At 65.4% G+C, this 22,912-nt stretch carries 26 protein-coding genes; 2 read left to right on the forward strand and 24 right to left on the reverse strand.

What is annotated here, in order from left to right:
- Nucleotides 1-47: 47 nt before the first annotated feature.
- From JKF87_RS09970 to JKF87_RS09990, 5 genes are all read right to left on the reverse strand, one after another.
- Nucleotides 48-788 carry a hypothetical protein gene (locus JKF87_RS09970; RefSeq protein WP_201099732.1) on the reverse strand — a complete coding sequence of 247 codons (741 nt, stop codon included), beginning with the start codon at nucleotides 786-788 and terminating at the stop codon, nucleotides 48-50.
- Between the two features lie 8 nt (nucleotides 789-796).
- Nucleotides 797-1,789 (reverse strand): hypothetical protein, encoded by a 993-nt coding sequence (locus tag JKF87_RS09975; protein ID WP_201099733.1) that lies wholly within the window; start codon nucleotides 1,787-1,789, stop codon nucleotides 797-799.
- Between the two features lie 130 nt (nucleotides 1,790-1,919).
- Nucleotides 1,920-3,443, reverse strand: a complete 1,524-nt coding sequence (locus JKF87_RS09980) for a hypothetical protein (RefSeq protein ID WP_201099734.1) — start codon at nucleotides 3,441-3,443, stop codon at nucleotides 1,920-1,922.
- A gap of 111 nt (nucleotides 3,444-3,554) precedes the next feature.
- Nucleotides 3,555-3,986, reverse strand: a complete 432-nt coding sequence (locus tag JKF87_RS09985; protein ID WP_201099735.1) for a hypothetical protein — start codon at nucleotides 3,984-3,986, stop codon at nucleotides 3,555-3,557.
- Between the two features lie 33 nt (nucleotides 3,987-4,019).
- A complete protein-coding gene (locus tag JKF87_RS09990) occupies nucleotides 4,020-4,592 on the reverse strand; it encodes a hypothetical protein (RefSeq protein ID WP_201099736.1) in 573 nt (190 codons plus the stop codon).
- Between JKF87_RS09990 and JKF87_RS09995 the strand changes: the two genes are divergently transcribed.
- A complete protein-coding gene (locus JKF87_RS09995; RefSeq protein ID WP_201099737.1) occupies nucleotides 4,591-4,836 on the forward strand; it encodes a DUF7662 domain-containing protein in 246 nt (81 codons plus the stop codon). The genes JKF87_RS09990 and JKF87_RS09995 overlap by 2 nt on opposite strands.
- Nucleotides 4,837-4,853: 17 nt before the next feature.
- Here JKF87_RS09995 and JKF87_RS10000 read toward each other — a convergent pair whose 3' ends face one another.
- From JKF87_RS10000 to JKF87_RS10090, 19 genes are all read right to left on the reverse strand, one after another.
- Nucleotides 4,854-5,258: a helix-turn-helix transcriptional regulator gene (locus JKF87_RS10000; protein ID WP_201099738.1), complete on the reverse strand. Its 405-nt coding sequence runs from the start codon at nucleotides 5,256-5,258 to the stop codon at nucleotides 4,854-4,856.
- Nucleotides 5,246-5,452 (reverse strand): hypothetical protein, encoded by a 207-nt coding sequence (locus JKF87_RS10005; protein ID WP_201099739.1) that lies wholly within the window; start codon nucleotides 5,450-5,452, stop codon nucleotides 5,246-5,248. Before JKF87_RS10005 ends, JKF87_RS10000 begins: the two co-directional genes overlap by 13 nt.
- Nucleotides 5,445-5,726, reverse strand: coding sequence for a hypothetical protein (locus JKF87_RS10010; RefSeq protein WP_201099740.1), 282 nt, complete (start codon nucleotides 5,724-5,726; stop codon nucleotides 5,445-5,447). Before JKF87_RS10010 ends, JKF87_RS10005 begins: the two co-directional genes overlap by 8 nt.
- Nucleotides 5,723-6,328 carry a lytic transglycosylase domain-containing protein gene (locus tag JKF87_RS10015; protein ID WP_201099741.1) on the reverse strand — a complete coding sequence of 202 codons (606 nt, stop codon included), beginning with the start codon at nucleotides 6,326-6,328 and terminating at the stop codon, nucleotides 5,723-5,725. Before JKF87_RS10015 ends, JKF87_RS10010 begins: the two co-directional genes overlap by 4 nt.
- Nucleotides 6,322-6,837 (reverse strand): S26 family signal peptidase, encoded by a 516-nt coding sequence (locus JKF87_RS10020; protein WP_201099742.1) that lies wholly within the window; start codon nucleotides 6,835-6,837, stop codon nucleotides 6,322-6,324. The genes JKF87_RS10015 and JKF87_RS10020 overlap by 7 nt, the downstream gene beginning before the upstream one ends.
- Complete coding sequence (locus JKF87_RS10025; RefSeq protein ID WP_201099743.1) at nucleotides 6,834-8,051, reverse strand: TrbI/VirB10 family protein; 1,218 nt, start codon at nucleotides 8,049-8,051, stop codon at nucleotides 6,834-6,836. Before JKF87_RS10025 ends, JKF87_RS10020 begins: the two co-directional genes overlap by 4 nt.
- On the reverse strand, nucleotides 8,048-9,076 hold the full coding sequence (gene trbG / locus JKF87_RS10030; RefSeq protein WP_236261261.1) for a P-type conjugative transfer protein TrbG: 1,029 nt from the start codon (nucleotides 9,074-9,076) through the stop codon (nucleotides 8,048-8,050). The genes JKF87_RS10025 and trbG overlap by 4 nt, the downstream gene beginning before the upstream one ends.
- Nucleotides 9,055-9,738 carry a conjugal transfer protein TrbF gene (gene trbF / locus JKF87_RS10035; protein ID WP_201099744.1) on the reverse strand — a complete coding sequence of 228 codons (684 nt, stop codon included), beginning with the start codon at nucleotides 9,736-9,738 and terminating at the stop codon, nucleotides 9,055-9,057. Before trbF ends, trbG begins: the two co-directional genes overlap by 22 nt.
- A 2-nt stretch (nucleotides 9,739-9,740) precedes the next feature.
- Nucleotides 9,741-11,150 (reverse strand): P-type conjugative transfer protein TrbL, encoded by a 1,410-nt coding sequence (gene trbL, locus JKF87_RS10040; protein WP_201099745.1) that lies wholly within the window; start codon nucleotides 11,148-11,150, stop codon nucleotides 9,741-9,743.
- Between the two features lie 12 nt (nucleotides 11,151-11,162).
- The gene (locus JKF87_RS10045; protein ID WP_201099746.1) at nucleotides 11,163-11,912 is read right to left on the reverse strand and encodes a conjugal transfer protein TrbJ; all 750 of its coding nucleotides are present in this window, start codon (nucleotides 11,910-11,912) and stop codon (nucleotides 11,163-11,165) included.
- A complete protein-coding gene (gene trbE / locus JKF87_RS10050) occupies nucleotides 11,863-14,286 on the reverse strand; it encodes a conjugal transfer protein TrbE (protein ID WP_201099747.1) in 2,424 nt (807 codons plus the stop codon). Before trbE ends, JKF87_RS10045 begins: the two co-directional genes overlap by 50 nt.
- Before the next feature lie 7 nt (nucleotides 14,287-14,293).
- Nucleotides 14,294-14,572, reverse strand: coding sequence for a VirB3 family type IV secretion system protein (locus JKF87_RS10055; RefSeq protein WP_201099748.1), 279 nt, complete (start codon nucleotides 14,570-14,572; stop codon nucleotides 14,294-14,296).
- Nucleotides 14,572-14,892 carry a TrbC/VirB2 family protein gene (locus JKF87_RS10060; protein ID WP_164952685.1) on the reverse strand — a complete coding sequence of 107 codons (321 nt, stop codon included), beginning with the start codon at nucleotides 14,890-14,892 and terminating at the stop codon, nucleotides 14,572-14,574. The genes JKF87_RS10055 and JKF87_RS10060 overlap by 1 nt, the downstream gene beginning before the upstream one ends.
- Before the next feature lie 759 nt (nucleotides 14,893-15,651).
- Nucleotides 15,652-16,416: a hypothetical protein gene (locus JKF87_RS10065; protein WP_201099749.1), complete on the reverse strand. Its 765-nt coding sequence runs from the start codon at nucleotides 16,414-16,416 to the stop codon at nucleotides 15,652-15,654.
- Nucleotides 16,413-18,032: a YecA family protein gene (locus JKF87_RS10070; RefSeq protein ID WP_201099750.1), complete on the reverse strand. Its 1,620-nt coding sequence runs from the start codon at nucleotides 18,030-18,032 to the stop codon at nucleotides 16,413-16,415. The genes JKF87_RS10065 and JKF87_RS10070 overlap by 4 nt, the downstream gene beginning before the upstream one ends.
- A 228-nt stretch (nucleotides 18,033-18,260) precedes the next feature.
- On the reverse strand, nucleotides 18,261-19,217 hold the full coding sequence (gene trbB, locus JKF87_RS10075) for a P-type conjugative transfer ATPase TrbB (RefSeq protein WP_201099751.1): 957 nt from the start codon (nucleotides 19,215-19,217) through the stop codon (nucleotides 18,261-18,263).
- Complete coding sequence (locus tag JKF87_RS10080; protein WP_201099752.1) at nucleotides 19,217-19,654, reverse strand: hypothetical protein; 438 nt, start codon at nucleotides 19,652-19,654, stop codon at nucleotides 19,217-19,219. Before JKF87_RS10080 ends, trbB begins: the two co-directional genes overlap by 1 nt.
- Nucleotides 19,647-21,518, reverse strand: coding sequence for a type IV secretory system conjugative DNA transfer family protein (locus JKF87_RS10085; RefSeq protein WP_317134892.1), 1,872 nt, complete (start codon nucleotides 21,516-21,518; stop codon nucleotides 19,647-19,649). The genes JKF87_RS10080 and JKF87_RS10085 overlap by 8 nt, the downstream gene beginning before the upstream one ends.
- Nucleotide 21,519: 1 nt before the next feature.
- The gene (locus JKF87_RS10090; RefSeq protein ID WP_201099753.1) at nucleotides 21,520-22,110 is read right to left on the reverse strand and encodes a GntR family transcriptional regulator; all 591 of its coding nucleotides are present in this window, start codon (nucleotides 22,108-22,110) and stop codon (nucleotides 21,520-21,522) included.
- A 262-nt stretch (nucleotides 22,111-22,372) separates the two neighbouring features.
- On the opposite strand from JKF87_RS10090, the gene JKF87_RS10095 reads away from it, so the two are divergent.
- Nucleotides 22,373-22,858: a helix-turn-helix domain-containing protein gene (locus JKF87_RS10095; RefSeq protein ID WP_201099754.1), complete on the forward strand. Its 486-nt coding sequence runs from the start codon at nucleotides 22,373-22,375 to the stop codon at nucleotides 22,856-22,858.
- The last annotated feature ends 54 nt before the right edge of the window (nucleotides 22,859-22,912 follow it).

The raw sequence follows: 22,912 nt of genomic DNA on the forward strand, positions 1-22,912 counted from the left end.
GCCGCGCTGTTTGTTGATCCGTCGCACGCTTCGCCGTCGCGATCTCGCTAGAGGTTGTAGACGGCCTTGAGCCGCGCGACGAGTCGCCCCGCGTCAGGCGGCGTGAGTTTCAGCGCCTTCGGATCAAAGGTTTTGTCCGCCTCGACCGCTTCGACAAAGGCCCGCAGATCGGCGGCGATCCCGTCCGGGAGCGCCAGGGTCATCGTCGGCCCCAAGAGCTGAAGGAGCTTGAACACATCGTTGCGATGCTTGGTGACATTCCGGCTATCGACCTGCTGGCCGTCCGCCCGGTCGCGCGCCAGGTTGTTGTAGGCGAACGCCTTGAAGGGAATGAGGGTCTGGACGTCGATGACAGGGACGCCGTCCATCTCTGTCGTTCCGTCCTTGAGCAACGCGTAATAGGCGTCGTCGAGCAGCATGGCTGACAGGCTCTCGACCGTCCCGTCCAGCGGTATGGGCGTGAGGCGCGCGCCCTCCGGCACGGTGATGACATCGGGCAGCCGCGAGAACAGCTCGATCATCGCCGGATAGGTCTTGTCGGAGGGATGGGTGAACCGGAAGAAATTCCTCGCGCCGTCGCTGCGTTCGCGGGTCTGGTAGCCGCCGGCGTCGATGAAGGCCCAGAAAGATCGGACGAACTCCGGCTTCAGGGCCTCGAGACAGAGGACCAGGTCGAGGTCCTTGGTCGGTCGGAACGGCAGACCGGCGCCGGTCATGTGAATCTCGGCCGCTGCGCCGCCGATCAATGTGTACTGGTCCTCGAAGCCCGCGAAGGCCGCCTTGAACACATCAATGCCTACGACCATCCGAAGGGCTCCATGAGGGTGTCGACGGCCTGATCGAGGCGTTCGTCATGACGATCCTCCAGGCTCAGATACAGGGAGAGGCGATCCACGACGGGTCCGTGATGGCAAAGCAGACGGGGATCGTAAGACCAGGTTTCGATGCGGATGGCTTCCGGGTCCCGATCGTCGGCCGGCTGAAGGTCGTGCTGGTAGACCAGCCCCTTCCACTGACGTGCGGAGACCGCCCGGACTTCATGAACGGGAGGACCGAGGAGGGTGTACTCCGACAAAGCGGATTCCCCGGCCAGCGGCAGTGCCTGGGCCTCAGGAAACGGCCTGACCAAGCGACGGGCACGGACGGGCGACTGAAGCAAGTCACGGACCGCCCGCCAGAGGTCGTCGCCCTCCTGCTTGAAAGCGATGCGACGCTCCCGGCCGCGAACATCGATGCCGAGAATGCCGTGCCGCTGCAGTTCATCAACCACCCGCCCAGTGCTCATGGCGGAATATTGAAACCGCTCGGCCAGGGACTTGGGCGTCTGGCCATCGAGGTCCTCACGAAGCAACGAGGCCAGGACCACGACCTGGGCGGCCGGCGTCAACTGCTCCACGGCCGGCCGGACCTCTGACCGGAAATACTCGCGCAGATCAGCGCCGAGCTCGGGCAGGAACAGCTGATTGCCGGGAACGATGAAGTTGACGCCCTGCTGGATAAGACGCTGTCGGTTGGCCGAGCTCAGGGCGTCCGTGAGGAAGACGACCATGAACGCGTCCGATGTCGAGCGGGCGGTCTGGATATGTTTGGCGATCGTGGCCGGGGTTTCCGCGTCCTGGCCGGGCGTGGCGAGAATGAGCAGCTTTCGTCCAAACAGGCTCGTTTCGGCGAGACGATAGCGATCCGTCAGGAAGAACGGCAGGAGGCCCACGTCGGCCTCCTTGAACGTCAATCGGATGTCGAACAGCTGCGTGACGTAGGCCGCCGCATCGTCGAAGAGACGGCCCAAGCTCCCAAAAGATGTCGCGTTCGATAACATTGGGCCGCACGATAACACTGGCAATGTTACCATTCAATCTAATGTTATTATTGTTGTCGTGACGGCGTTTCAGCCACCGGTCCGCCTGCAATCGCCAACGTCAGGCTCGGGGCTCCATTGGAAGAAGGTCCGCGTCACGTTCGAGGTCTTCGCGCCTGAGCCGACGCCCCTCCAGGAGCAGCCAGTCGAGTCGTTCCCGGAGTTGATCGTCAGAAAAGCCGGGCGCCCAGGCGAGCGGCGTCAGTTCGATGAGCGCCTCCTCCTGGCCCATCCGGAACTCCCCCGTCAGGGTGGTCAGTTCGATGGTCAGGCTGATGCTCTGGGACCGATGCCGGTTGTAGTCGTCGATCAGCCCCAGATACTCATAGTTCTCATCTGCGCGCGCTCGCGCGGCGGGCATGTCGACGTCGTGTTTTCGGTTGGGCGCGATATCGGTCGCGAGATCACGAAGATCGGAGATGCTCAGCGCATTCTCCGAATACGAGGCGTCGATCGATCGCAGGTCCGTCACGACCTGGCGGCAGTCCTGACAGATGTATACGACCCGATAGGATCGGAACGCCCCCATCCAGCTCTCATCCCCGACACGCCAGAACAAGGCCTGGGGATCGGCCTCGGCCGTGAAAACCATATGACGATGCAGGCGTCCGGTCCATTTGCCCTTTCCCGAAAGTCGGAGTGCCTCGCTCCGATCGCGCCGGCAGACCTCGCACCGCCAGTCCGGGACGACCCGCCGCCAGGGTGTCTCGACGCCTTGGGAGGTCCTGAAGGCCGCGAGGTCTTCGAGGCTCGGTCTTCGCGAGGCGGTCCGCTTGAGACGGGGCGAAACGCCAAAGCCGTCGTGACGCACCGAGCGCTCCGAAACGATGCCGGGTATCCGATAAAGGCTTTCTGCGTCGTGGCCCTGCTGCGATGCGAGGCGGGGCACGATCGACGTCAGGACGTGTGGGCTCCAGAACTGCGGGGGATTGCCCTGGATGCGATGGCCTCCCGCTTTCAGACGCCCCGCAAGAATGTCGAGAAAGGCGAGCCGGTCCGCGACGTCGCGCTCGACCTCGTTCCAGACGTCACGGACCGCCTCGTCGTCGATCCCATGCATCCGGTTGGGCTGAACCCGGATGAAGCGCATGATCTCGCGGGGCGAGAAGCTGAAATAGCTGGGGATCAGGTCGCCGAGCCGGCCCTTGGCCTTCCCCTCGGCCGTATTGCAATCGTTGCAGATCAGGGTGGTGAAGAACCGCATGGTGAGGTCCTTGCAGGCGTCGACGCCGCGCCGAAGGTCCCGGCTTTCCGGGGTCCGGTCCTCAATGTTCACGAGCGGGCGGAGCATCTTTTTGGCGTGATCGCGCAGGTGGTCGTGATGCCATTCCAGCTGGCACAGAAGGACACCGTTATCGCTGACCCGCGCGATCTCGGGCTTGCGGCGCTGACAGGCCTCACAGACCCAGTCACGCCGGACCTCGGCCCAATTGCTGTTCAGATTGAGCTTCTGCGCGCCCAGGCTGAGCATCAGGGCCTTGGTTTGCCGGCTCCAGGCGCCGTCTGCCTGAGGAAGCAGGGACTCAAGGTCCTCGTCGGAAACCGCTCTGAGGTCGGGCATGACGAGTGAGAAGGATGCGGTCATCGAGGAATCCGGATGTTCAAGACGGACTGCCTCGAGTGTGCGCCAGATTCGGACGTTCGTTCGACATCGACTCGGGGGTCGCCGGTTCCAGAGCTCGCGGGTCGGGAGTAGTCAGGCGCGTCCGGCCGGCGCGCCGCCTGACTCCGCCAAGGGCAGCTCCATCGCGTAGCACCAGTAGATCAACAGGGCCTCGGTCAGCGCCCTGTCGTCCATTCCCGAAGGAAAGGTCGTTCCTGCACGCTCGCCGGCGATTTCATTGACCTGGATCACTGAAAGCGCCTGCGTCAGGCGAGAGCCCAGCACCCGGCCGGCCTCCGGCGAAACCCGTTTCCAGCGCTTGAGGCGCACGCGATCCTCAATCGCCGCGTCGGCTGCGGGTTCCGATGCCGGGGCATAGGCGACGTCGTGCCACGGCGCGAAATACTGCGCCTCCGGCCAGAGCAGCCGAGACTGGTCGCTCCACGAAATGACGACCGGCCTGCTCTGTTCCGATCGCGAGATCGCGCTTTCGCAGAACGTCCTCAGAAGCTCGAACTTGTCCATATCGGTCTCACCAGGCCCTGAAGAACGACGCCGTCATCGCTGTCTGAGGTTCGACGCCGGAAGGTCGTTGAGCTCACAGATCAGGGCCCGACAGCGATCGAATATGATCGCTGCCAGGTTCGGCGGATAGACGTGCTCGCTCCCGTGGGCGATCTCGTTGCGAATCTGGACGAGCAACTGGTGATCGTCGCCCCACTGACTTTTTTGCGGCGGCGATAAAATGTTCCGATCAACCGCATAGCTCAGACGCCTTGCGAGGCCGGGCATCTTCTTGGCGTCAGCGCCCAGTCGGGTCTTCAGCGCGAACTCGAGACTGGCCAGGGCCTGGCCGGTGGCGACCACCATCAGTTCATAATCGAGCCAGCCGTAGATCAAGGCGTTCAGGGCGCGCGCGTAGATCCTGACCACGACGTCCGGCGCGCCCGCAGGCAGCTCCAGATCCGCGACCATGTCGTAGTGGTCGCGGAAGCTCAACGGGCGCAGGCCGTCGACCGGGTCATCCGTCATTACGATCCGGTATCGGGCGTCGGGCTCCAGCGCCTCCGCATAGGTTTTCATCGCGTCTGTCCCTTGGCAATAGCGGCGCTGTCCGGCTTTGTAGGTCATGGGCAAGTACGATCCGCTTCGGGACTATCTCCGCAAACTGAAGACCGATGAAGTCGAGCTCTCTTTCGCCGAGATGGAGCGAAAGATCGGCTATATGCTGCCCAAGAGCGCCAGCCTGCCGCAGTGGTGGGCGAACACAACCGACCCGGCCGCGACCCACGTTCAACGCAAGGCTTGGGGCGACGCCGGCTTCGACGCCTTTCTGATCGCCGGCGCCGACCGCGTCCGTTTCAAGCGGGTCTAATCGACCCGGTCCGCCCCCTAGCCTCCGAAGTCGAACGCAGCCTGGTTCTCCGGAACACCAGATTTCCGTTTCCGACGGCTCCGGACGGGCTGATCCGAACCGGTCGCAACCTCAAGCGCCGGTGATCTAGGCGGCTCTTCCAGGGTTCTCCTGACTGGCGGTTTAACCGGTGCCGGCGCCGCCACTATGGCCCGGGGCTCCGGCAGACGCCTCGGTGTCCTCGCCCGTCGCCACGCCAGCAGCTCGCTCTGCCACCATCCGACCCGGTTTTGCGAGACCTGGACGCAGGCCGGGAAATCTCCGGTCTTCTGCATGCGCCAGACCGTTGTCCGGCTCAGACCGCAGATCACCTTCACCTGCGACCAGGGGAGAATCCGGTCTTCCAAATCGTCGAACGGAGGCGGCTCGCTCACACTGTCCATGACACCGCCTCGTCTGCCCGGCGCTCCAGAACCTCGGCCAGCAAGCGGGCGTCTCGCGCCGCATCCACCGGATCTCGAACCTCCCAGCTGCGAAGAACGTCCTTCAGGGCGAAGCTGACCGCCGGGTCGATCAGCAGGTCCGCCACGCTGGGCACCCACTCCGTTCTGAACCCTTCCAATCCCGCCTCAGCCATGACGCCGCCCCCTGGCTGCGGGCGGGGCAGACGCGCGAAGGTCGCTGACCTGGTTCAAGGCCCAGGCGCGCAGCACGCCGCGCGGATAGTAGGGCCTGTGCCGAACGTGGAGACAAGGCGGGCCGTTGCCGCCCGTCGACCACAGCCGGGCGAGTGTCTCGGGCTTCATGCGGATGCCGAACTGGATCAGGAAGGCGGACGCTTCCTTGCGGGTCAGCAGATCCTCATCGGCGGCGTCAGTCACCGCCGCCACCGGTTCTGTCGCGGGAATCATCGGCTGGGCTCCGGGGCCCGGCACTCCCGGGAATTGCGGGCGCCCCTCCCGGCCGAGAGCGCGAGGTAGCAGTCAACGGCTGCGGCCACATAGGCTTGCGTCTCCGCTATGTTCGGTATGCGCCCGAGCCGGGCGACGCGATCCGGTCCCGAATTATACGCCGCGAACGCCAGCCGGACGTCCCCGAAGCGGAGCAGCTGCCGGGCCAGATAATCCGCTCCGCCGTTGAGGTTCTCGATCGGATCGAACCGGTCCCTGACCGCGAGATCCGCCGCCGTTCCAGGCATCAACTGCGTCAGGCCACCGGCGCCGACCGGAGACACGGCATCGACCCGGTATGCGGATTCCACGATCACCAGGGCATGAAGCATCTTGGGGTCGATCCCGTGGCGCTCGGCGGCGACGGCGATCGCGTCCATGAACGGCTGGGACAGGGGCGGAAGTCGGGGCGTGAGGTCGTCGACGCCCGCCACGTCCGACACAGACTGCGCGGGGGGACGGCCGAACAGATCGCCGCCGGCGTTGCGCCAGTCGACCGTTTGAGCGGATGCGTTACCCGCTGCAAGCGCCAGGGCCAGAGCGGCCAGAAAGGGTCTCACCATGTCAGGGTCTCCCGAAACACCCCCTCCAGGTCTCGGGTCCGGACGGGGCCAAAATAGCGACTGTCGAAACTTCCCGGCGTGTCGCCGAGCAGGAAGAGCTCGTCCGGCGCGAGCCGACGGCAGCCGGTCCAGCCGGGCAGAGCCGCGCCGCGCCGATCACGATCCAGAACGTGAGCCACGCGGCCGGGCATTCGAACCGCACTTCCCTGCCGGCAGACGAGATCGCCGCCGACCGCCGCGACCCGTTTGATCAGAAGCAATTCCGCCGGCATGCCGAGCGCGCCCAGGTAGTGCCGGGCGATGGAAGGCTGGGGCAAAGCGACCATCGCACCCCTCTCCGGCGCGCCTCCAGGCTGTCGCAGATAGAGGCCACGCGGCACGCTGGGGCTCTCGTTGACCAAAGCCAGGGCTGGCGTCTGCTCGGCAATCAGAGCGCCCAGGCTCAGGAAGAAGACGGTGACGCCGAGCACGGCCCAGCGGTTTCCAGTATCGAGAGGGGTCCAGGTCATGGCCGGTAAGGCTCCAGGATCAGGTCGCGGGTGATCATCACGCGGACCGGCGCGCCGGCGCGCAGACGGATCGACGGCCGGACGTCCAGCTCCCGGTCCACGAGCCGCCCCCCGACCTGGGAGCCCTCGATGGCGGCGGCGTCCCCGGCGTCGCCGAGCAGGCCGCCCGAACCCTCGCCATCTCCGTCTCGGGCGATTTGGCCGAGGGTGGTGATCGCGCCGGCGAACAGGGTTCCGACCAGCAAGGGGAATAGCCGCCGATCGACATGGCCGCGCACGCCCACGGCGCCTTGCGCATCAACGCCGGGCTCACCGGTCAGCACCAAGCTCTTGCCGTTGGGCAGGATCAGCCGGTCCCAGGTCAGGAAGGCCCTCCGGTCGCCATAGGCGCTTTCGCCCTCATGACGGCCGATAAGCCGGGTCCCTTGGGGCAGGACGAGATGGCGGCCGCTGACGGTGTCATAGACATTCTGCGACACCGTCGCGACGACCGGCCCGGCGCGCGCGGTGTCCACCCCGGTCAACAGGACCACAGGAATGATCGCGCCAGCCTTCAGCTCATAGGGCGACAGCGGCGCCGTCAGGGTGTGGCCATTATAGGTGGCGCCGACGTCCGCAGCGTCCGCACGAGCGCCGGCCGTCGCTGGACCCGCCCCGGCATGCGCGGCAGGACCGGCCCCGGTTGACGCCCCCTCGAAGAACAAGCCCGATCGCGCCGCCTGTTCGCCCGGACTTGGCCCGGTCGCCCGGTTCGTCCGCGATGGCGCATAACCGGCGCTATACCGGGCCGGCGCGGGCGGCGGCGGGGGAACACCAGGCTCAGCCGTCTCGGGCTCGGCCCCATGGCGCGGCTCGGGCAGCCGGTCATAGGTCGCGGGCTGGTCGGTGACCGCTTCGGAGGGTCGAACGGAGCCCCGGGCCTGCTCTTCCCGGCCCTCGACGGCGCGGAGCCGGGCGCTGTCGCGCAGTTCCGGCTGGACGACGAAGGCCCAGGCCAGGGAGCCGGAGACGAGGATCACGCCGCCGATCACGATCGTCTGGACGACCGACTTGCGCAGCCGGGTGACCGGCGGACGCGGCGCCCGCATCGACAAACCAGGCGGCGGCGCCTTGGCCTTGCTGGTAAGGTCGGGTCTGACCTCAGGGTCGACGCCGGACCCTGCCGAAGAAGCGACGTCGTCGGGATTGTGGGGGGTATCCTGGAACGAGCTCATCGGGCGGCTCCCTGGAGGCGGCGGATACGAACGATCTGGGGGCGACGATCGCCGAGCCTGAGCTCGGCGCGATCGAAGACGCGATCGACGATGAACAGACCCCCGGCCTGGCGGTAGTTGACCATCTGGGTCTCGCCGTCGGCGGCGATCACGAACAGGGCCGGCGCTTCGTCGATCTGAAGATCGGGGTCGAAAGCGATGAAGGTGCGCTGCCCGTCGTTGAAGACCGAGGCCGGCGTCCACCGTGCACGGCGCCCTTGCGGCTCTATCCGATAGCGGGCGTCGATAGGCCCCTCCGGCATCGCCACCGGGTCCGACACGCGGATTTCCGCCGCCTCGGCGATCGGCGCCATGGCCGGGGGATCCATCGCCCCGGTGTCCCAGGCGACCGCCGCGTTGAACCCTGAGGCGTCACCGCTCTTCAGGTCGATGAAATAGACCCGCCGGTTGGTGGTCAGGACCAGGTTGGTCTCGAGTCCTCGTTGCAGCGGCTTGAGGAGGACGTGGGTTCGCTGACCTGCGCCCTCCCCGGACGTGGTCTCCCCGATCTGCCAGCGGACGGTGTCGCCGGCTGCCTTGGAGACCAGGATCTCGCCGGCCCCCAGGGTCAGGGTGGTGACCCGCAGAGGCGCCGTCCAGACCTCGAACACCCGACCCGGAGACCAGGCGAACACCTGGACCCCGCCGACGAAGGCGTCCGATCGCGAGGCGGCGCGGGCGTCGAGGTTGGCGGCGACGATGGCGCGGCGGCCGGTCATCCCCGTCGCTGGCGCCACGGCGGTCGGCTGGGCTTCATAGGGCGTGCCGACGGGAACGGCGGGCGCCAGGGTCGCATCGGCGACCAGCGCATCATCGACTTGTACCGTCGATTGCGGCAGGGCTCCGGCTTCGGCGATGACGGCAGCCTCGGCCTCCACGACAGGCAGGGGCGACATCGGCGGCGGCCCGGATGTTCGGCCGAACACGGCGCAGCCGGACAGGCTGAGGCCCAGGCCGGCCAGGATCAGGAAGCGTCGGGGGTCCATGATACGTCCTCGATTTTCAGTCCAAGGGGGTTCTTCATCAGCTCGGCCTCGGTGCGGGGCGGCTGGGTCGTTGTGGTGATCAGGGCGCGCCAGCGCTCGACGCCGGCCTGCTGGCCGTTGACGAAACGGGTCTCGCGCCATTGCAAATCGTAGGTCCGCTCGGTGCGCCGCACGACGTTGAGCACTTCGACGTTGACGGCTTCGCGTCCGACCTCGGCGAAGGGGTCGTGGCTCTGCGCCCAGGCGTTAAGGAAGCTCGCCGCCTTGGGCATCATCAGGTCGTAGGCCCGAAGCCAGTTCTGCCGGATCACGATCGGGTCGATCGACTTGGAGCGGACGTCACGCACCCAGCCGGCCAGCGCGTGTCCGATCTGGGCTTCGGTCGGTTCGTAGCGGCCGCCGATCGCTGTGATCCTCTGGGTCTGTCCGAGATCGGAGACCTCGACCACGAAGGGTTTGACGACGGCCCTGTCGGCCTGCACCCACCAGCCCGCTCCGAGGAAACCGGCGAGGACGAGATTGGCCACCGCGATACGGCGCCAGTTCCGGGCATGGGCCAGGGACAGCCCCATCCGGTCGTCCCAGATCTGGCCGGCGCGCTGATAGGGGGTCGTCTCGGGCGCCGAGGCCAAGGCGCGTTTGGGACGAAAGAAGGGGTGCATGGTCAGGACTCCTCGTTTCTCAGGTTGGGAGACAGGACGCCGCTGGTTTCGCCAGCAGGCATGAGGCCGCGCCCGGCGTTGGCGACGAAGAAGGCTTGCAGGGCCTGGGCGCGCGCAGGCGGCTTCGACCCGCCGGACGCAGCCGACCGAGCGGCGGCCTGATGGAAGTCGGACCGGGCGGCCTTGGTCTCCGCGGCGATCTTCTCGGCCGGCCGGCCCGGACGCGCCCCGCCGCCATCGTTGGCCGCGCCGCCGGATCCTGTGGCTTCGCCCGAAGCCGAACCCGATGCCTGGCGAGGCTGCCAAGCCACGGCGGGCTCAGACACGCCGCCAGGGGAAGGCGAGGGCGCGGCTGACATCGCCCCGCCCGATGGTCGACGCGGACCGGACGGCGACGGATTGTCATTGGAGGGTTTGGGAGGCGTCGAGGGCGGAGGCGACATTGGCGGGGTCGGGGATCGGCCGCCTCCAGCGCCGGCCGCGGCCCGGGCCGGGCCAGACATCTTAGCCGCGCCGCCTGCGACCGCCGTGCCCGCACCCGCGATCCCGGCTCCGGCCAAAGCGGCGCTGCCGCCGACGGCGATTCCGGCCGTGATGGCGGCCCCGGCGCCCAGGGCCGGCCCGCCCGTCACCAGGGCCGAAGCCAGATTGGGGATGAACATCGCCAGCATGGCCAGAAGGATCGAGGCGACGAGGATGCTCAACGCTTCGTAGATGTCGGGATTGGCCGAAGGCTGGAGCTGGTCGAAGACGGTTCGGGCCCCGGAGATCACGATGGCCAGGGCGAGCACCTTCAGGCCCGACGACACGACGTAGCCCAAGGGCCGTTCGGCCAGGAAGGCGGACTTGTTCCAGATGCCGAAGGGCAGGAGGATGAACCCGCCCAGAGTGACGATCTTGAACTCGAGCAGGGCCACGATGATCTGCAGCGCCAGCACGGCGAAGGCCAGCATGATGCCGATCATGGCCAGGCCCAGGATCAGAGCGTCTGCCATGTTGCCGACCACGTCGAGCGGATTGTCGACGGGCGCAGGGGTCTCGCCCAACGCCTTCACGATCTCCCAACCCTGGGCCAGGATGGCCCCCGGATTGAGGAAGTCGGCCCGGCTGAGCGATCCGCCCCCGGCCGTCAGACCCAGTTCAATGAACCCGGCGTAGATCGTCTCGGACAGCTGTTGCCAGTCGTTGATCAGCCAAGCGAAGGCTCCGATCAGCAGCACCTTTCCAAAGCCGGAGGCCAGCACTTCGCGATTGGAAGACATCGCCCACTGGATCCCGGTCAGGGCGACGACCAGGACAATCAGGAGCCCGAAGACGCCGTTGACCGCGCCCTGCAGGGCGTCGAACCCGGCCGAGATGGTGTTGGAGAACACCACCATCAGCTCATTGGGGGTTTCCACTCCGACCGACATCGCTTGCGCTCCTCAGTCCCGCGCGTGCGACAGGGGATCGAAGGTCGGTGCGGCGGGCGTTCCGGCCGAGCCCGCCCAGCGGCGGCGACGGGCCTCGTCCCCCGAGGCCTGGGTCGCGGCGTCGCGCGCCGTCGCCTCGGCCAGAAGCCGGGACTGGGCGAGCATGATGGTGCGCAAGGCCGCCAGATCCTCGGCAAGGACGGCCAGCATCTGGTTGGAGGACTGGATCGCGGCGGTCTGGCCTGAAGCGGCCTCGCTGGCCGAGAGGGCGCCCGTCAGCCGCTGATTGCGTCCCTGTCCAAGACGTTCGAGCTCGGCTGCCGTGCGAGCCACATCCTCGGCCGTTCGCCGGGCGTTGGCGGTCCGGGCCTGCCCCTGCTCCAGAAGACGCAGCATGTCCGAACCGGACAGGTCATCGGGATAGAGGCTCTGGAACTGCTGCTCCAGGCCGCTGACCGAGCTGGCGATCCCGCGCGCCGTACGGGCCAGTTCGGCCATGTCGCGCAACGACTGGCTGTTGCCGGTCAGGTGGCTGTAAGGCGAGGCCGCAAGGCTCTTGGCCTCGTTGGCCAGGCTCTCCAGTTGCCGCGCGGCCTGCAGGGCGTTTTCGATATGGTTTCGAGGGTCGAAGACGACCTGTTGTGCAGGGACGGGCGTCGCAGTCGCCAGCAGGCTGACGGCGACGAGGCCGATGGCCAGTATCTGGACCGGCCTATTCGGCCGCGAGCGGTCGGGCGAAGGCGTCGAAAACAGCATCAACATTGTGCACTCCCTTGGCTGTGAGAAATTCCCGCGCGAATCCGGCCTCTCCGGAGGCGGCGAGGATGTCGTCGATGAGGGTCTGGTCTTCCGGCGCGCTGGCCCCGCACAGGGCGAGCGCCACGCCGGTCAGGCGCAGATCGAACAGGCGTCGGCCGCGCGGCTGGCGCCAGTAATAGGCCCGCTTGGGCGTGGCGAAGGCGATCAGCTCGAGCTGGCGCCGGTTCAGGCCGAACCCCTGATAGAGGCGCGCCGAAGACGGTTCGAGCGCGCGGGGGTTGGGCAGGAAGACCTGAGTCGGGCAGCTCTCGATCAGACTGGTCGCGATCGGCGAGGCGGCCACGTCATCCAGGCTCTGGGTCGCGAACACGACGGCGACCCGCTTCTTGCGCAGCGTCTTCAGCCACTCCCGGATCTTGGCCGCGAATGCGGTCTCCCCAAGGAACAGCCAGGCCTCGTCGAGCACCAGCAGTGTGGGTCGACCGTCGAAGCTGCGCTCCAGATGATGGAAGAGGGCCGACAGAACCGGAGCTACAGCCGAGGGCGTGGCCATCATGCTTTCGAGCTCGAAGGTGTCGAACCGGCTGGGAACCAGCGCCTCGCCCTCTCCGTCGAGCAGGGCGCCGTGCGGACCTTTGAGTGTCAGAGGCTCCAGCGCGGCGGCGACAGCCTTGTCCTGAACCAGGGCGCAGAAGACCGTCAGGGTGCGCTGCGCCACGGGGGCGTCGGCCAGGGCTGCGAGCGCCGCCCAGATTTCTTCACGGATCCTTGGAACAGGCTCCAGCCCCGCGAGCCGGACGGTCTCGGCGATCCATTCCGACGCCCAGGCCCGTTCGATCTCCTGGTCGATGCCTGCCAGAGGCTGCAGCGAAAACCGGGCGCCGGGCTCCAGCGCGCGCCAGCAGCCGCCGGCGGCCAGCGTCGCGGCCCGGGCCGAGCGGCCTTTGTCGAAGAAAACCACCCGCGCTTCGGGATAGCGGAACCACTGCAGGGCCAAAAACGAGAGTAGCGCGCTCTTGCCCGAGCCCGTTGGTCCGACCACCATGGCATGGCCGACATCGCCGACGTGGAGCACCAGACGGAAGGGGGTGGACCCTGTCGTTCGGGCCGTCGCCAGCGGCGGGCCGTCCAGATTGAGGTCCATGGACGGACCGGCCCACACCGCCGACACCGGCAGCAGATCGGCGAGGTTCAGCGTCGAGACAAGCGGTCTGCGGACGTCGGCATAGGGCTCGCCCGGCAGGGAGCCAAGCCAGGCCTCAACGGCGTTCAAATCCTCAATCCGGGCAAGCAAACCTTGGGCGTTCAAGGCCGCCTCGACGGCTCGTGCTTTGGCGGCAACGCCCTCTTCCGTCGCATCAAGCACCGTTACCGTGAGGGTCAGATAGCCGAAGGCGCAGGCCTCAGCGCCGAGAGCGGCCAGGGCGCCGTCGCATTCCTCGGTCTTGGAGGCCGCGTCGGTATCGAGGAGAGGAACCTCCTCCTTGGTGATGGCCTCCCGTAGAAGAACACCCACGCCCTTGCGCTTGGCGAACCAGCGCTTCCTCAACTTGACGATCTCCCGCTCGGCCTCCGGCTTGTCGAGACCGATCCAGCGGGCCGTCCAGCGGTAGGGAAACGGCAGGGCGCCGAGCGCATCGAGCAAGCCGGGCCGGGTGATAGACGGCAGGCCGCGCACGGACACGACCTTGAGCCAGCGGTCGCCAAGACGCGGCGCGATCCCGCCGGAAAGGTCGGCGTCCGCCAGCCAGGCGTCCAGATACATCGGTGAATCCGGCGCGGCGACCGGGAAGGTCCTCGGCGACACGCAGTCGTGCAACCAGGTCAGCAGGTCGGTGTCGTCGAGCGGATCGATCTCGGGCAGGGCGTCCGACAGGAGGTCGAGCGTGGTCGCCGCCTCACGGGTGAAGACCGCCACGGCCTGGCGCCAGTCCGCGCCGCCCTTGGCCAGGCCGTCGAACAGCCAGCGCTCCATTCTCCGCGTCTCGTCGGCCGGCGGCAGCCAAGTCAGGGCCAGGCGAAAATCCGTCTCGAAGGCCGGGTCGCCAGCCTCGAAGCGGCTCCGACGTTCCTCGTCGAGAAGCCAGGCGACATCCAGGTCGAACGCGCTCTCCGGATAGGGGGCGGCCTCACGGCGGCGCGCCTCCATATGCAGGCACCAGCCTGTTCCGAGACGCTTCAGCGCATTGTTCAGACGCGCCCGGACGGCCATCAGCTCGTCCTCGGTCGAGGATTCCAGGTCCGGTCCCCGGAACCGGAAGCCCGTGGTGAAGGAGCCGTCCTTGTTGAGGATCACGCCCGGCGCGACCAGGGCGGACCAGGGCAGATGGTCGGCCAGAGCCGCCGGGCGTCTGCGATGTTCTTCGAGAAAGCGCATCTGCCCCTCACGCGTCCAGATGGCCAGGCAGGGCGAGGTGGCGCCGAAGCACATCGAAGAACCGGCGGTCCGCTCTGGCCGCCCACAAGCCGATCGCGTGGGCGACGGCCCACCACAGAAGGCCGAGCCACCAGATCCGCAGAGCCAGGCCGAGCACCACCGCGATCGTCCCCATGGCGATGGCGTAGTCCCGAGGCATCCCGGCCATGAGGATCGGCTCGGTCAGGGCCTGGGCGACCGGAAGATCCCAGCCCTCCGGTCGGCCGTCTTGGAGGGAGCCGGCCATCATCCGATCTCCGCCCCGCCGGCGAAGCCGAAGAAGTCGAGGAAGAAGGTCGAGGCCGCGAAGGCGATGCAAAGGCCGAACATGATGCCCAGACCGCGCCGCATCGAGGATCCGTTCTCGCTCATCGCGATTCCGGCCCCGAAGACGACCACCGCAACGACCGCGGCGGCCTGGACCACGGGCCCGGTGATGGACTGGACCACCTGCTGGAGCGGCCCTTCCCAGGGCATCCCTGAACCTCCGGCTAGGGCCGGCCCGGCCATCATCAGGCCGCACGTCATCATCGCGCCGAACAGGCGGCGCCCAAGTCTTCCACGCATGTCTTGCTTCCTGTGTTCAGCGCGTCTCAGCGCGATGCACCACATTGCAAGCAAATATATCCACAGGTTGTCAACTCTGTGGATCAATTATTTTACGCGACTTACAAACGACTGTCCGACAACTCACAAAGACTCAAAATACGACTTGTGATGACTTGCGGTCCGAAAGTCGCCCCGACTTCGATGGCGACTTCGCACGACTTGCGTTTCGTGCCCGACAGCGCTCGTTGCCAAACGACACCGCCTCAATTTCAGGTGAAGGATTGGCTTCAGTTCAGGACGGCTATCGCGTAGCCGTCGTCGCCCAACGGCTCGACATCGAGCACAGCCTGGACCTTCCGTCCGGTGTCGGTCCGCCAGATGTGGACATCCAATCGATCCGTGGATGATCGTGCGGCGAGGCGTCCAGATGAAAACATTGGACGACTGGCTCCCGAACTGTCCTTTCAAGGTGAGATAGTGGGAGCTTGGATCAAGAGCTCTGAGACGTGCCCTGGGTCTGAAACGCACCAGGAGCGGTCATTGTCGCTAGTCCGAGAAGGCGACATTCGTCGGCAGAACGCGATGGCGCACATCTTCCAAGCCTACATCTCTGCCGAGCGACGCTCTGGAAGGTCGAGCTTCAGACAACAGCCGCAGCCCAATCAGTCCCCTTCTCTGTTGGGATTTTGCAGACCGTGCCTGTGACCATGCGGTGTTGCTGAAGCTGACGTTCGGGGGCCAGATTTAGCGATTTGGCAAAGTGGTCAACGCGACTGCTCAGCCCAGAATTCGTCGCACGATCCGGTAACCCGACGCCTCGTAGGTCTGCTCCGCAAGGTCAGCTACCGGATTGACCTTCCCTAGGACTGTGCTTTTGCCGGCGGTGTCGTCCCAGTAGGTTTTCAGCCACACAGCCTTATCTCTCACCGCGCCCGGCGGCCCCGCCAGTCTCTTCGCGATGTAATGACGGATGAGCTTCGCAGGCTTGTCGAGCAGGACCTTTCCAGCAACAGGCGTCGGGTCGTAGTCGTCAAAGCGGCGCAGATAGTGAACGAACTGGCGTTCCGGTTGTTCGCTGTCATGGACGAGACATAAGCCCCCCCATGAGTACCTGTCACAGTCCGCCTTGACGCTCTCACTCACCAGAATCGTAGGGAAAATCGTCTCCCTACACTCCATCCCGTAGGCCTCCAGCATAGCCGGGCCGAACATGAATTGACCGTCGTGGTGTATGTTTCCGAGGGTCAGACCGCCTCGAACCAAAATGTCGATCTGCAAGAGATTTTCAGCGATCGTCGTAAGGCTTTCGAGGATCTCGTACAGCCCAGCCTCAGTCCGATCTGTCGAGATGACGATGCAGTCTGAGAAGTAAGTTAGATTCATACCTAGCGCGGGGTTTTCGCAGGTACTCACACTCAGTCGATCCATTGCAGCAACGATTTTCGCGCGTTTTTTCGGATCATCGGCTGTCGACTGCACGAGGGCGCTGAAGCCAAGCATGTCAACGAATGCGACGTATTTTTCGCGGTAGGGATCGGTCATGACACTACCGTCTCAGCGGGCCTTTTCGCGAGCAACGTGCGTAAGAAGCCATCGCTTATGTACTCGCGCAGCTCGTTGTCATCCAGATGCGCTAGAGACGGGTCGTCGGGCGCTTTGCCAAGCTGCGTTGCGAGACCCTTCCGGTCGAAATCCGCAAACATGTCCATGAACCGCTCATACATTTCGTAAGGCGTTTGGGCATTTGTGGGCACGTCCTGAATCTCACCGAAATAGGCGGCCTTGTTGGCCTGCCAATCCTCGAAAGATGCGTCGTCCATCTTCTCGCTAAGGATATGATTGCCCTTCGCAGTTTCGGCCACGATGTAGCACTCACGGCTGTTCTCAAGGACTGTGGCGCTTCTCACGATGCCCACGAACGGCTCATCGGGGCCGCCAAAATCGTAGGCTTGACCGATCTTGATCCGCGGTTCGCCACCAAGCAGCGTTTCGCTGGCGAGAGAGCCGTCGAAGGTGATCGGAAACTCGTGAAGGCTGGCTAGGCTGCGAGCGACCTCAAGCGCGTCACTGTGTTTGAGATTGCGCCGATACTGCTCGATGACGGTGATTTCGCCCGTCTTGTTGAAATCGTCGATGCGGAAGCCGAGGGGTGCCAACGCCAGAACGGCGTTGGCCTCTAAGGCGCGGTGGAAGGCCATGTTGACGACGAAGACATAGGCGCTCTCCTTTGGGGCGTCAGGATGCCCCTCATACTGCTCGAGTATTTGAACCGCTCTGAGCACCAGGGCACCGTTGGGCAAATCCCCCTCAGGTCCCAGAGGGGCGTTGATGTCGATGAACACCAGTCGTTCGTGGTCGCTGGGCTTGTCCAATGCGTCGTGCAGATGGGTCTTCAGCTTGCTGAACGGTCGGTTGTCCCTGCCGCCGTCATTGTCTGTTCGACCAAGCAGGCCAGACACCGCCCGGCTCTTGGCTTCGACCGTGTAACGCTTGCCTGAGCCGGTTTTTACGGCGGCGAACTCGCAGTGCCGCTGCCTGCGGCTGTCCTCGTCTTCCAACACCAGCTCATAGCCAGCACGGATGAGCGCACTGGCTATCATCATTTCGAAGAAAGCCCCCTGAAACTGAGCAGGATCCCGTAGCCGCGCGAGCATCTTGGCTTGCAGGTCGGCATTGTGATCCATGAGGTAGAGGCTGTAGGCCAAGCCCAGATAGCAGACGACGACGCCAGTGACCGGGGCGCTGTTGATCGGCCCAGCCTCGGCCTTGAAGCGCTTTTGATACTCGATGAACGCGGCATGCCACTGCATGATGGGGTGGCGGTCTGCGAGGGCCTTCTCGTTCTCCCGCGCACCCCATTCAAGCGTCAGCTTGTCCTTGATGTAGTCGAGCAGGAAATCTGGGAACGTCCGCCACTTCTTGCTCCACATGATCCGGTTTTTGACGGCGACAACTTGATGATCGCCGTGCTGAACCGCGATGATGGGCTTCCCAAAGCCCTGCTGTCGCCGGCGGATCGCCTCGTCAGCCAAATGAGCCGCGTAGGCGCGCTGCATTTCTGGCGGGGCTGTCCGCTCCATCTCAAATCCAAGGCAGCAGTGCTTGAACTTACGCCCGCTACCACAGTGGCATTTTTGATTTCGGCCGAGCTTGGACATGGAGCCAATACTCTAGCTTGCAAGCCGCGCCACGGCCAGAAATCAGAGATCAGGTTTCTAGACAGGCCCGCTTAGAAGCCCGACTTGAGCGAATGCCAGCCAACCACCCCGGGGGGCCTTAGTCGCACCCCTAGTGATGTCCCCACTCAAGCCGCCGACGAGCCCTTTGAGCGGACCTTCCGAAGGTCAGCCTAGAGGCTGAGTCGGTAGTTTCTGGTTCGAATAAAATCAGGCCAGGAGGCTGATCGCGTAGCCGTCGTCGCCCAAAGGCTCGACACCGAGTACGGCCTGGACCTGCCGTCCGGAGGCGGTACGACGGATGTGGACAATCCGATCGACGGCCTGTGCGATCGCCCGACGCGGTGTTCGCGACGAAACTTCCGCGATTAGGTCCTCCATACGACGCAGAACATCGTCGGCCGAGTTGGCGTGAAGGGTCGACAGGCCGCCGGGATGGCCCGTGTTCCAGCTCTTGAGAGTCTCCAGCGCCGCCGCACCGTCGCGCATTTCACCGACGACGATTCGATCGGGTCGCATCCGCAGCGCGTCCCGAACCAGGTCGACCACGCCGATCGAGATTGGCTGACGGCGCGTCAGCACCGACACGGTGTCCCAGGCTGAACACTGAAGCTCTGGCGTATCCTCGACGAGGAAGACCCGATCCCGTGCGAAGGCCGGCTCCGCAAGAACGGCGTTGGCGAGCGTGGTCTTGCCGGATCCGGTGCCTCCCGAGATGAGGATGTTGAGTCGCTGCTCCGCAGCGCCACGCAACACGGCTGCCTGTTGGTGGCTCATGGCGCCGTCGCGGACATAGTCCTCCAGGCTCCAGATCACCGAGGGCCGTTTGCGGATCGAGAATGCAGGTGCGCTCGTGACTGGCGGCAGCATTCCTTGAAACCGTTCCCCCGTCCCGGGCAGGACTCCAGCGAGTCGGGGATCGTCGCGCGTGACGGTCTCGCCGACATAGTCTGCGATCAGACGAATGACCCGCTCCCGCGACTCGGCCGACAGGGTCGCGCCTGTATCCCGACGCCCTTCGCCGCTGCGGTCGAGGATCAGACGGCCATCGGGATTAACGAGAATCTCGACGACCGCAGGCTCGACCAGGGCCGCCAGAATGGTGTCGCCCAATGCATGGCGCAGCGCCTCGAGCTTGCGCTCGGCGATGATCGGATGGCCCGACATTAGTTGGCTTGGCCGAACGCCCGGCCTTCGTCGGGCACGGGACGTTCAGTACGTCCGGCGACGATGCGGGCGGCAGTGGCGTCCAGCAGTCGTTCGATACGACGATCAACGGCCGCCTGGACCGTGGGGTCCTCGTCGACGATAGCGTCGGGGAGCCGCACGAAGAAGGCTCTCGCCACCTCGATCAGCAATTCCTGGACGATCTGCATGTCGCGAGCCGTGGATCTCATATGGTCGCGAAGGGACCGTTCAAGCTGCAGTAGCCGATCCTCTGGATCAGCTTGGGGGCTCTTCTGCAGGCCTCGTGCGATGGCCCTACCTGCCGCCTGACTGAGAGGCATCTTGCCGCTGCGAGCCTCCCTATTGAGACCGGACACGACCTTGGGATCGGTCAGATAGACCTGCACGCGGGCGCTCGCCGCTTCTTTCCTAGCCATCGCCTAGACCTCGCAAATGATCGAGCGCCGCATCCTGCGCGGCCATCTCCTGCGCCACCCGCCCGTAGATATCGGCCACACGCGCTGCGACCTTCTTGTCGTCCATCGCCGCCGCGACCTCCTTGAACAGCGGCAGGGACGCGTCGGCGTCCTCGCCCAGACTGCGGCGACCTGCCCATGGGTGCGGAGTTCCGGGCGGCGCATCCAGCCGTTCTTCTTGGTCAGGCGCGTGGTCGAGCGCCCGCGTCCGAAACGGTTCGCGGACGTCATAGAGGAGCTTGGTCGTCCGCAGCGGTCGAGCGCCGGCGGCGAACACCAACTGAATGTCGTCCGGAAGGGCCCGGATCTCGCCCGGCTCCAGCAGCGGCCGCTCGATCTGGGACCGGGACACCGAGCTGCGCCCAGCTGCCAGCGCCGCCGGTGAACTGCGGCTGGTCCGGGTCTCCAGCACGGACCCCGTCAGCTTCGACACCTTGTCCTGCGTCAGAGGATCGAGCGCGCTGAAGGCGGTATAGATATGCAAGTTGTCGAGAATGGTGTTGTTGGCGCCGTAGGTCTCGACGATATCGTTGAGAGACTGGGCGACGAACATCACCTTCACCCCGTAGCCGCTGAGCAGACGCAGCGACTTCTCGAAAAAACTGACCCGCCCGAGCAACGGAAACTCATCCATCAGCATGAGAAGGTTATGGCGCTTGAGCCGCCCATCGGCGGCTTCGGTCTCCCGAACCGTCAGGGACTGGGCTGCGGCGTAGAAGAAAAGACGCACCAAGGGCCTCAGCGCTGCGCTGTCAGCCGGCGCGACCTGAACGTAGAGAGACAGGGGCGCTTCGGCGCACATCAGATCCCCCATGGAGAAATCCGATCGGGACAGCGAACGCTCGATGTCCTCGCCTGCGAGCCATTTGAGGTAGGACCGGGCCGTCCCCTGGACCGAAGTCCGGAAGCGGTCGTGCATCGCCGCATAGCCCTTGACCGCCGTGGCGATGAACGGGTGGGTCTCCGGTTCGCCGCTTGGACCCGGACGGTGCAAAGTCTTGGTCATGACGTCGGCGGCGCTGTCGAGGTCGGCGAGCATTTCGCGGACCTTGAGCAGGGTCTTTTCGGCGTCGTCGGCGGTGTAGAGGACATGCAGGATCACGGCCTCGAGGATTTCCGACGCCGCCTTGTCCCAGATCGCCTCGTCGTCACGGGCGCCGCCGGGATCGGACAGGATCGAGACCAGGCGTTGAACGTGGGCGAGCTCTCCAGGTCCTGGCAGGATTTCAGCAAGAGGGTTCCAGCACGCCGAGGCCGGGTCGCGCGGATCGAAATACAGGGCATGGCTGAACCGGGCCCGCCAGCCACTGCTCAATCGCCAGAGTTCGCGCTTGGGATCATGCACGAGGACGCTGGCGTTCCATGACAGCAGCGTCGGCATGACGTGGCCGCGCCCCTTGCCCGACCGGGTGCCGCCAGTCACGAGACTGGGACGGAGGTCGGTCGTTGCGAGAACGCGTCGTCCGAGAACGCCGAGGATGCATCCGCCGAGGGCTGTCAGCCCGGCGCCTTTGGCGTCTTTTAGCGCTCCCCAGCCCCGGATCCGTCGATGGGTCTTATCGCCCGCAAGCGTCCCCAACCCCAACCCCCCGACGCCGCCGACCAGGATCAACGGTGCGCACCGCGACATGACGGCCTGCGCCTCAGCACCGAAAGCAGACCGCCATTGCAGGATGGCCCAGGGCGGATAGACGGCAAGGTCGGGGGCGATGCGCCATGTGGGTCCCAGAGCGTCGGCCCACTGGTAAGTCCAGGCGAACATCTCCGTCGCGGCCTGGGCGCCCACGGCGAGGCCGAGCCCCAATCCTGTCAGCTTGGCCCACACCTCAGGAGTCCGGAGGCCGGACATCCCGGCCAGCCTCAGCTTCGAGGATCAACGAAGGAGCGGCGTCCATTCGACGGTGGTGATAGGCGGTCAAGGCGTCGACCAAATCTGTTCCCGACGACCGTTTGAACAGACCCACCAGCGCCGCCGCCTCATGGTCGAAATCCTCGAACAGCCGACGTTCCGCCTCGGCCAGTTGCAACAGCGTGCTGTTCATCCGTTCATAGGCGTCCACCAAGGCCGCATTGCCTGTGGTTCTAACCGCCCTGAGCATGTGATCGGAAAGGCTGCGGCATGTCCTCTGTCCACCGCCGCGCACGACCGACCGCGACGCCGGATCACCGCCCCTCAGGCTGGTCGTGAGGCAGAGAAGGCGGAAAGAGAACCGGTCGCGGACAAGCGCAGCGTCAAGTCGGGGAGCCAGAAAACCTCCCAAAGGCGCGCGTTCGATGAGGCCGAACCCGCAGAGCCAGCCGAGGGCCTCACGAACCGGCGTCGCGGACAGTTTCAGACGGCGCGCCTCCTCGATGATCACCACCGGAGCGCCCGGGGTAAAGGAGCCCTGTTCGGCCCGGGCGCGCAGGCTCTCCAAGGCTAGGGTGAATGGATCATGCTTGCGCATTAAGCCGGCCTCCGAGGGCAAACGCCCACTATGGCGCCTGCCTACGCCTCGCCAATGAGTTGCAGCCCCAACCGATCCGGCTCGGTCGCAAATCGTCCGAGCCTCGGTCAGAACGCGCCGCAAAACATGCCGCTTTGTGGCCGATTGTCCTGTTTTCTTTCCCAGCTACACACGTGATCGTTGATCAGAAGCCGGACTGATTCTACTTCGGAAGACGGAAGGGTATGCGCGGATGAGTCGAGACGACCCGGAACTTCCAGACGATGGCGCGCTGCTTTCGGCGACTCTCAAATCCTTGCGCCGCTACCGCAAGATGACCAAAGCCGAGACGGCTGCGGCCATGCGGATCGCCATCCGGACCTATGCCCGCTTTGAGGCCGGAGAAACCCGTCTCAACCTCGACTACATCCACCGCTTCGCCGCCGCGACGCAAAGCGACGCCCAAGCGATCCTGATGGCGGTGGCGATTGGATCGCCTGAGCACGCCAGACGGTGCGCAGAGAACCAGATGGGCTCCATCTACACCATCGGGCTCGAACAGTTCGACCACCTTCTTGGCGATGACATCCGCAACCTCGACAGCCGGAGCATCATCGCCGCCATCGTGCGAATGTTCGAGGAGCTCGCCAAGGCGCTGCGCGAAAGAGATCCGGCCCGGGATTGGATCGAGAAAGGCTCGGCCAATCTGCGCGCCAAGCGACCCAAACCAGGGCGTTGAGCTCAAATATACTCCAGATATAGCTTTGCCGCTGACCGATCCTAGCGCTCCTTT

Source organism: Brevundimonas nasdae, assembly GCF_016654005.1.
Classification (GTDB): Bacteria; Pseudomonadota; Alphaproteobacteria; order Caulobacterales; family Caulobacteraceae; genus Brevundimonas; species Brevundimonas nasdae.

Excerpts from the sequence above, each read along its gene's own strand:
- trbL (WP_201099745.1), bottom strand. The coding sequence starts at position 11,150 with ATGTCGGTCGGAGTGGAAACCCCCAATGAGCTGATGGTGGTGTTCTCC.
- JKF87_RS09985 (WP_201099735.1), bottom strand. The coding sequence starts at position 3,986 with ATGGACAAGTTCGAGCTTCTGAGGACGTTCTGCGAAAGCGCGATCTCG.
- trbE (WP_201099747.1), bottom strand. The coding sequence starts at position 14,286 with ATGCGCTTTCTCGAAGAACATCGCAGACGCCCGGCGGCTCTGGCCGAC.
- JKF87_RS10005 (WP_201099739.1), bottom strand. The coding sequence starts at position 5,452 with ATGGCTGAGGCGGGATTGGAAGGGTTCAGAACGGAGTGGGTGCCCAGC.
- JKF87_RS10070 (WP_201099750.1), bottom strand. The coding sequence starts at position 18,032 with ATGTCCAAGCTCGGCCGAAATCAAAAATGCCACTGTGGTAGCGGGCGT.
- trbG (WP_236261261.1), bottom strand. The coding sequence starts at position 9,076 with ATGGACCCCCGACGCTTCCTGATCCTGGCCGGCCTGGGCCTCAGCCTG.
- JKF87_RS10020 (WP_201099742.1), bottom strand. The coding sequence starts at position 6,837 with ATGACCTGGACCCCTCTCGATACTGGAAACCGCTGGGCCGTGCTCGGC.
- JKF87_RS10095 (WP_201099754.1), top strand. The coding sequence starts at position 22,373 with ATGAGTCGAGACGACCCGGAACTTCCAGACGATGGCGCGCTGCTTTCG.
- trbB (WP_201099751.1), bottom strand. The coding sequence starts at position 19,217 with ATGTCGGGCCATCCGATCATCGCCGAGCGCAAGCTCGAGGCGCTGCGC.
- JKF87_RS10015 (WP_201099741.1), bottom strand. The coding sequence starts at position 6,328 with ATGGTGAGACCCTTTCTGGCCGCTCTGGCCCTGGCGCTTGCAGCGGGT.
- trbF (WP_201099744.1), bottom strand. The coding sequence starts at position 9,738 with ATGCACCCCTTCTTTCGTCCCAAACGCGCCTTGGCCTCGGCGCCCGAG.
- JKF87_RS10000 (WP_201099738.1), bottom strand. The coding sequence starts at position 5,258 with ATGGACAGTGTGAGCGAGCCGCCTCCGTTCGACGATTTGGAAGACCGG.
- JKF87_RS10080 (WP_201099752.1), bottom strand. The coding sequence starts at position 19,654 with ATGGCTAGGAAAGAAGCGGCGAGCGCCCGCGTGCAGGTCTATCTGACC.
- JKF87_RS09980 (WP_201099734.1), bottom strand. The coding sequence starts at position 3,443 with ATGACCGCATCCTTCTCACTCGTCATGCCCGACCTCAGAGCGGTTTCC.
- JKF87_RS10010 (WP_201099740.1), bottom strand. The coding sequence starts at position 5,726 with ATGATTCCCGCGACAGAACCGGTGGCGGCGGTGACTGACGCCGCCGAT.
- JKF87_RS10065 (WP_201099749.1), bottom strand. The coding sequence starts at position 16,416 with ATGACCGATCCCTACCGCGAAAAATACGTCGCATTCGTTGACATGCTT.
- JKF87_RS09995 (WP_201099737.1), top strand. The coding sequence starts at position 4,591 with ATGGGCAAGTACGATCCGCTTCGGGACTATCTCCGCAAACTGAAGACC.
- JKF87_RS10045 (WP_201099746.1), bottom strand. The coding sequence starts at position 11,912 with ATGTTGATGCTGTTTTCGACGCCTTCGCCCGACCGCTCGCGGCCGAAT.
- JKF87_RS10025 (WP_201099743.1), bottom strand. The coding sequence starts at position 8,051 with ATGAGCTCGTTCCAGGATACCCCCCACAATCCCGACGACGTCGCTTCT.
- JKF87_RS09990 (WP_201099736.1), bottom strand. The coding sequence starts at position 4,592 with ATGACCTACAAAGCCGGACAGCGCCGCTATTGCCAAGGGACAGACGCG.
- JKF87_RS10055 (WP_201099748.1), bottom strand. The coding sequence starts at position 14,572 with ATGGCCGGCTCCCTCCAAGACGGCCGACCGGAGGGCTGGGATCTTCCG.
- JKF87_RS10060 (WP_164952685.1), bottom strand. The coding sequence starts at position 14,892 with ATGCGTGGAAGACTTGGGCGCCGCCTGTTCGGCGCGATGATGACGTGC.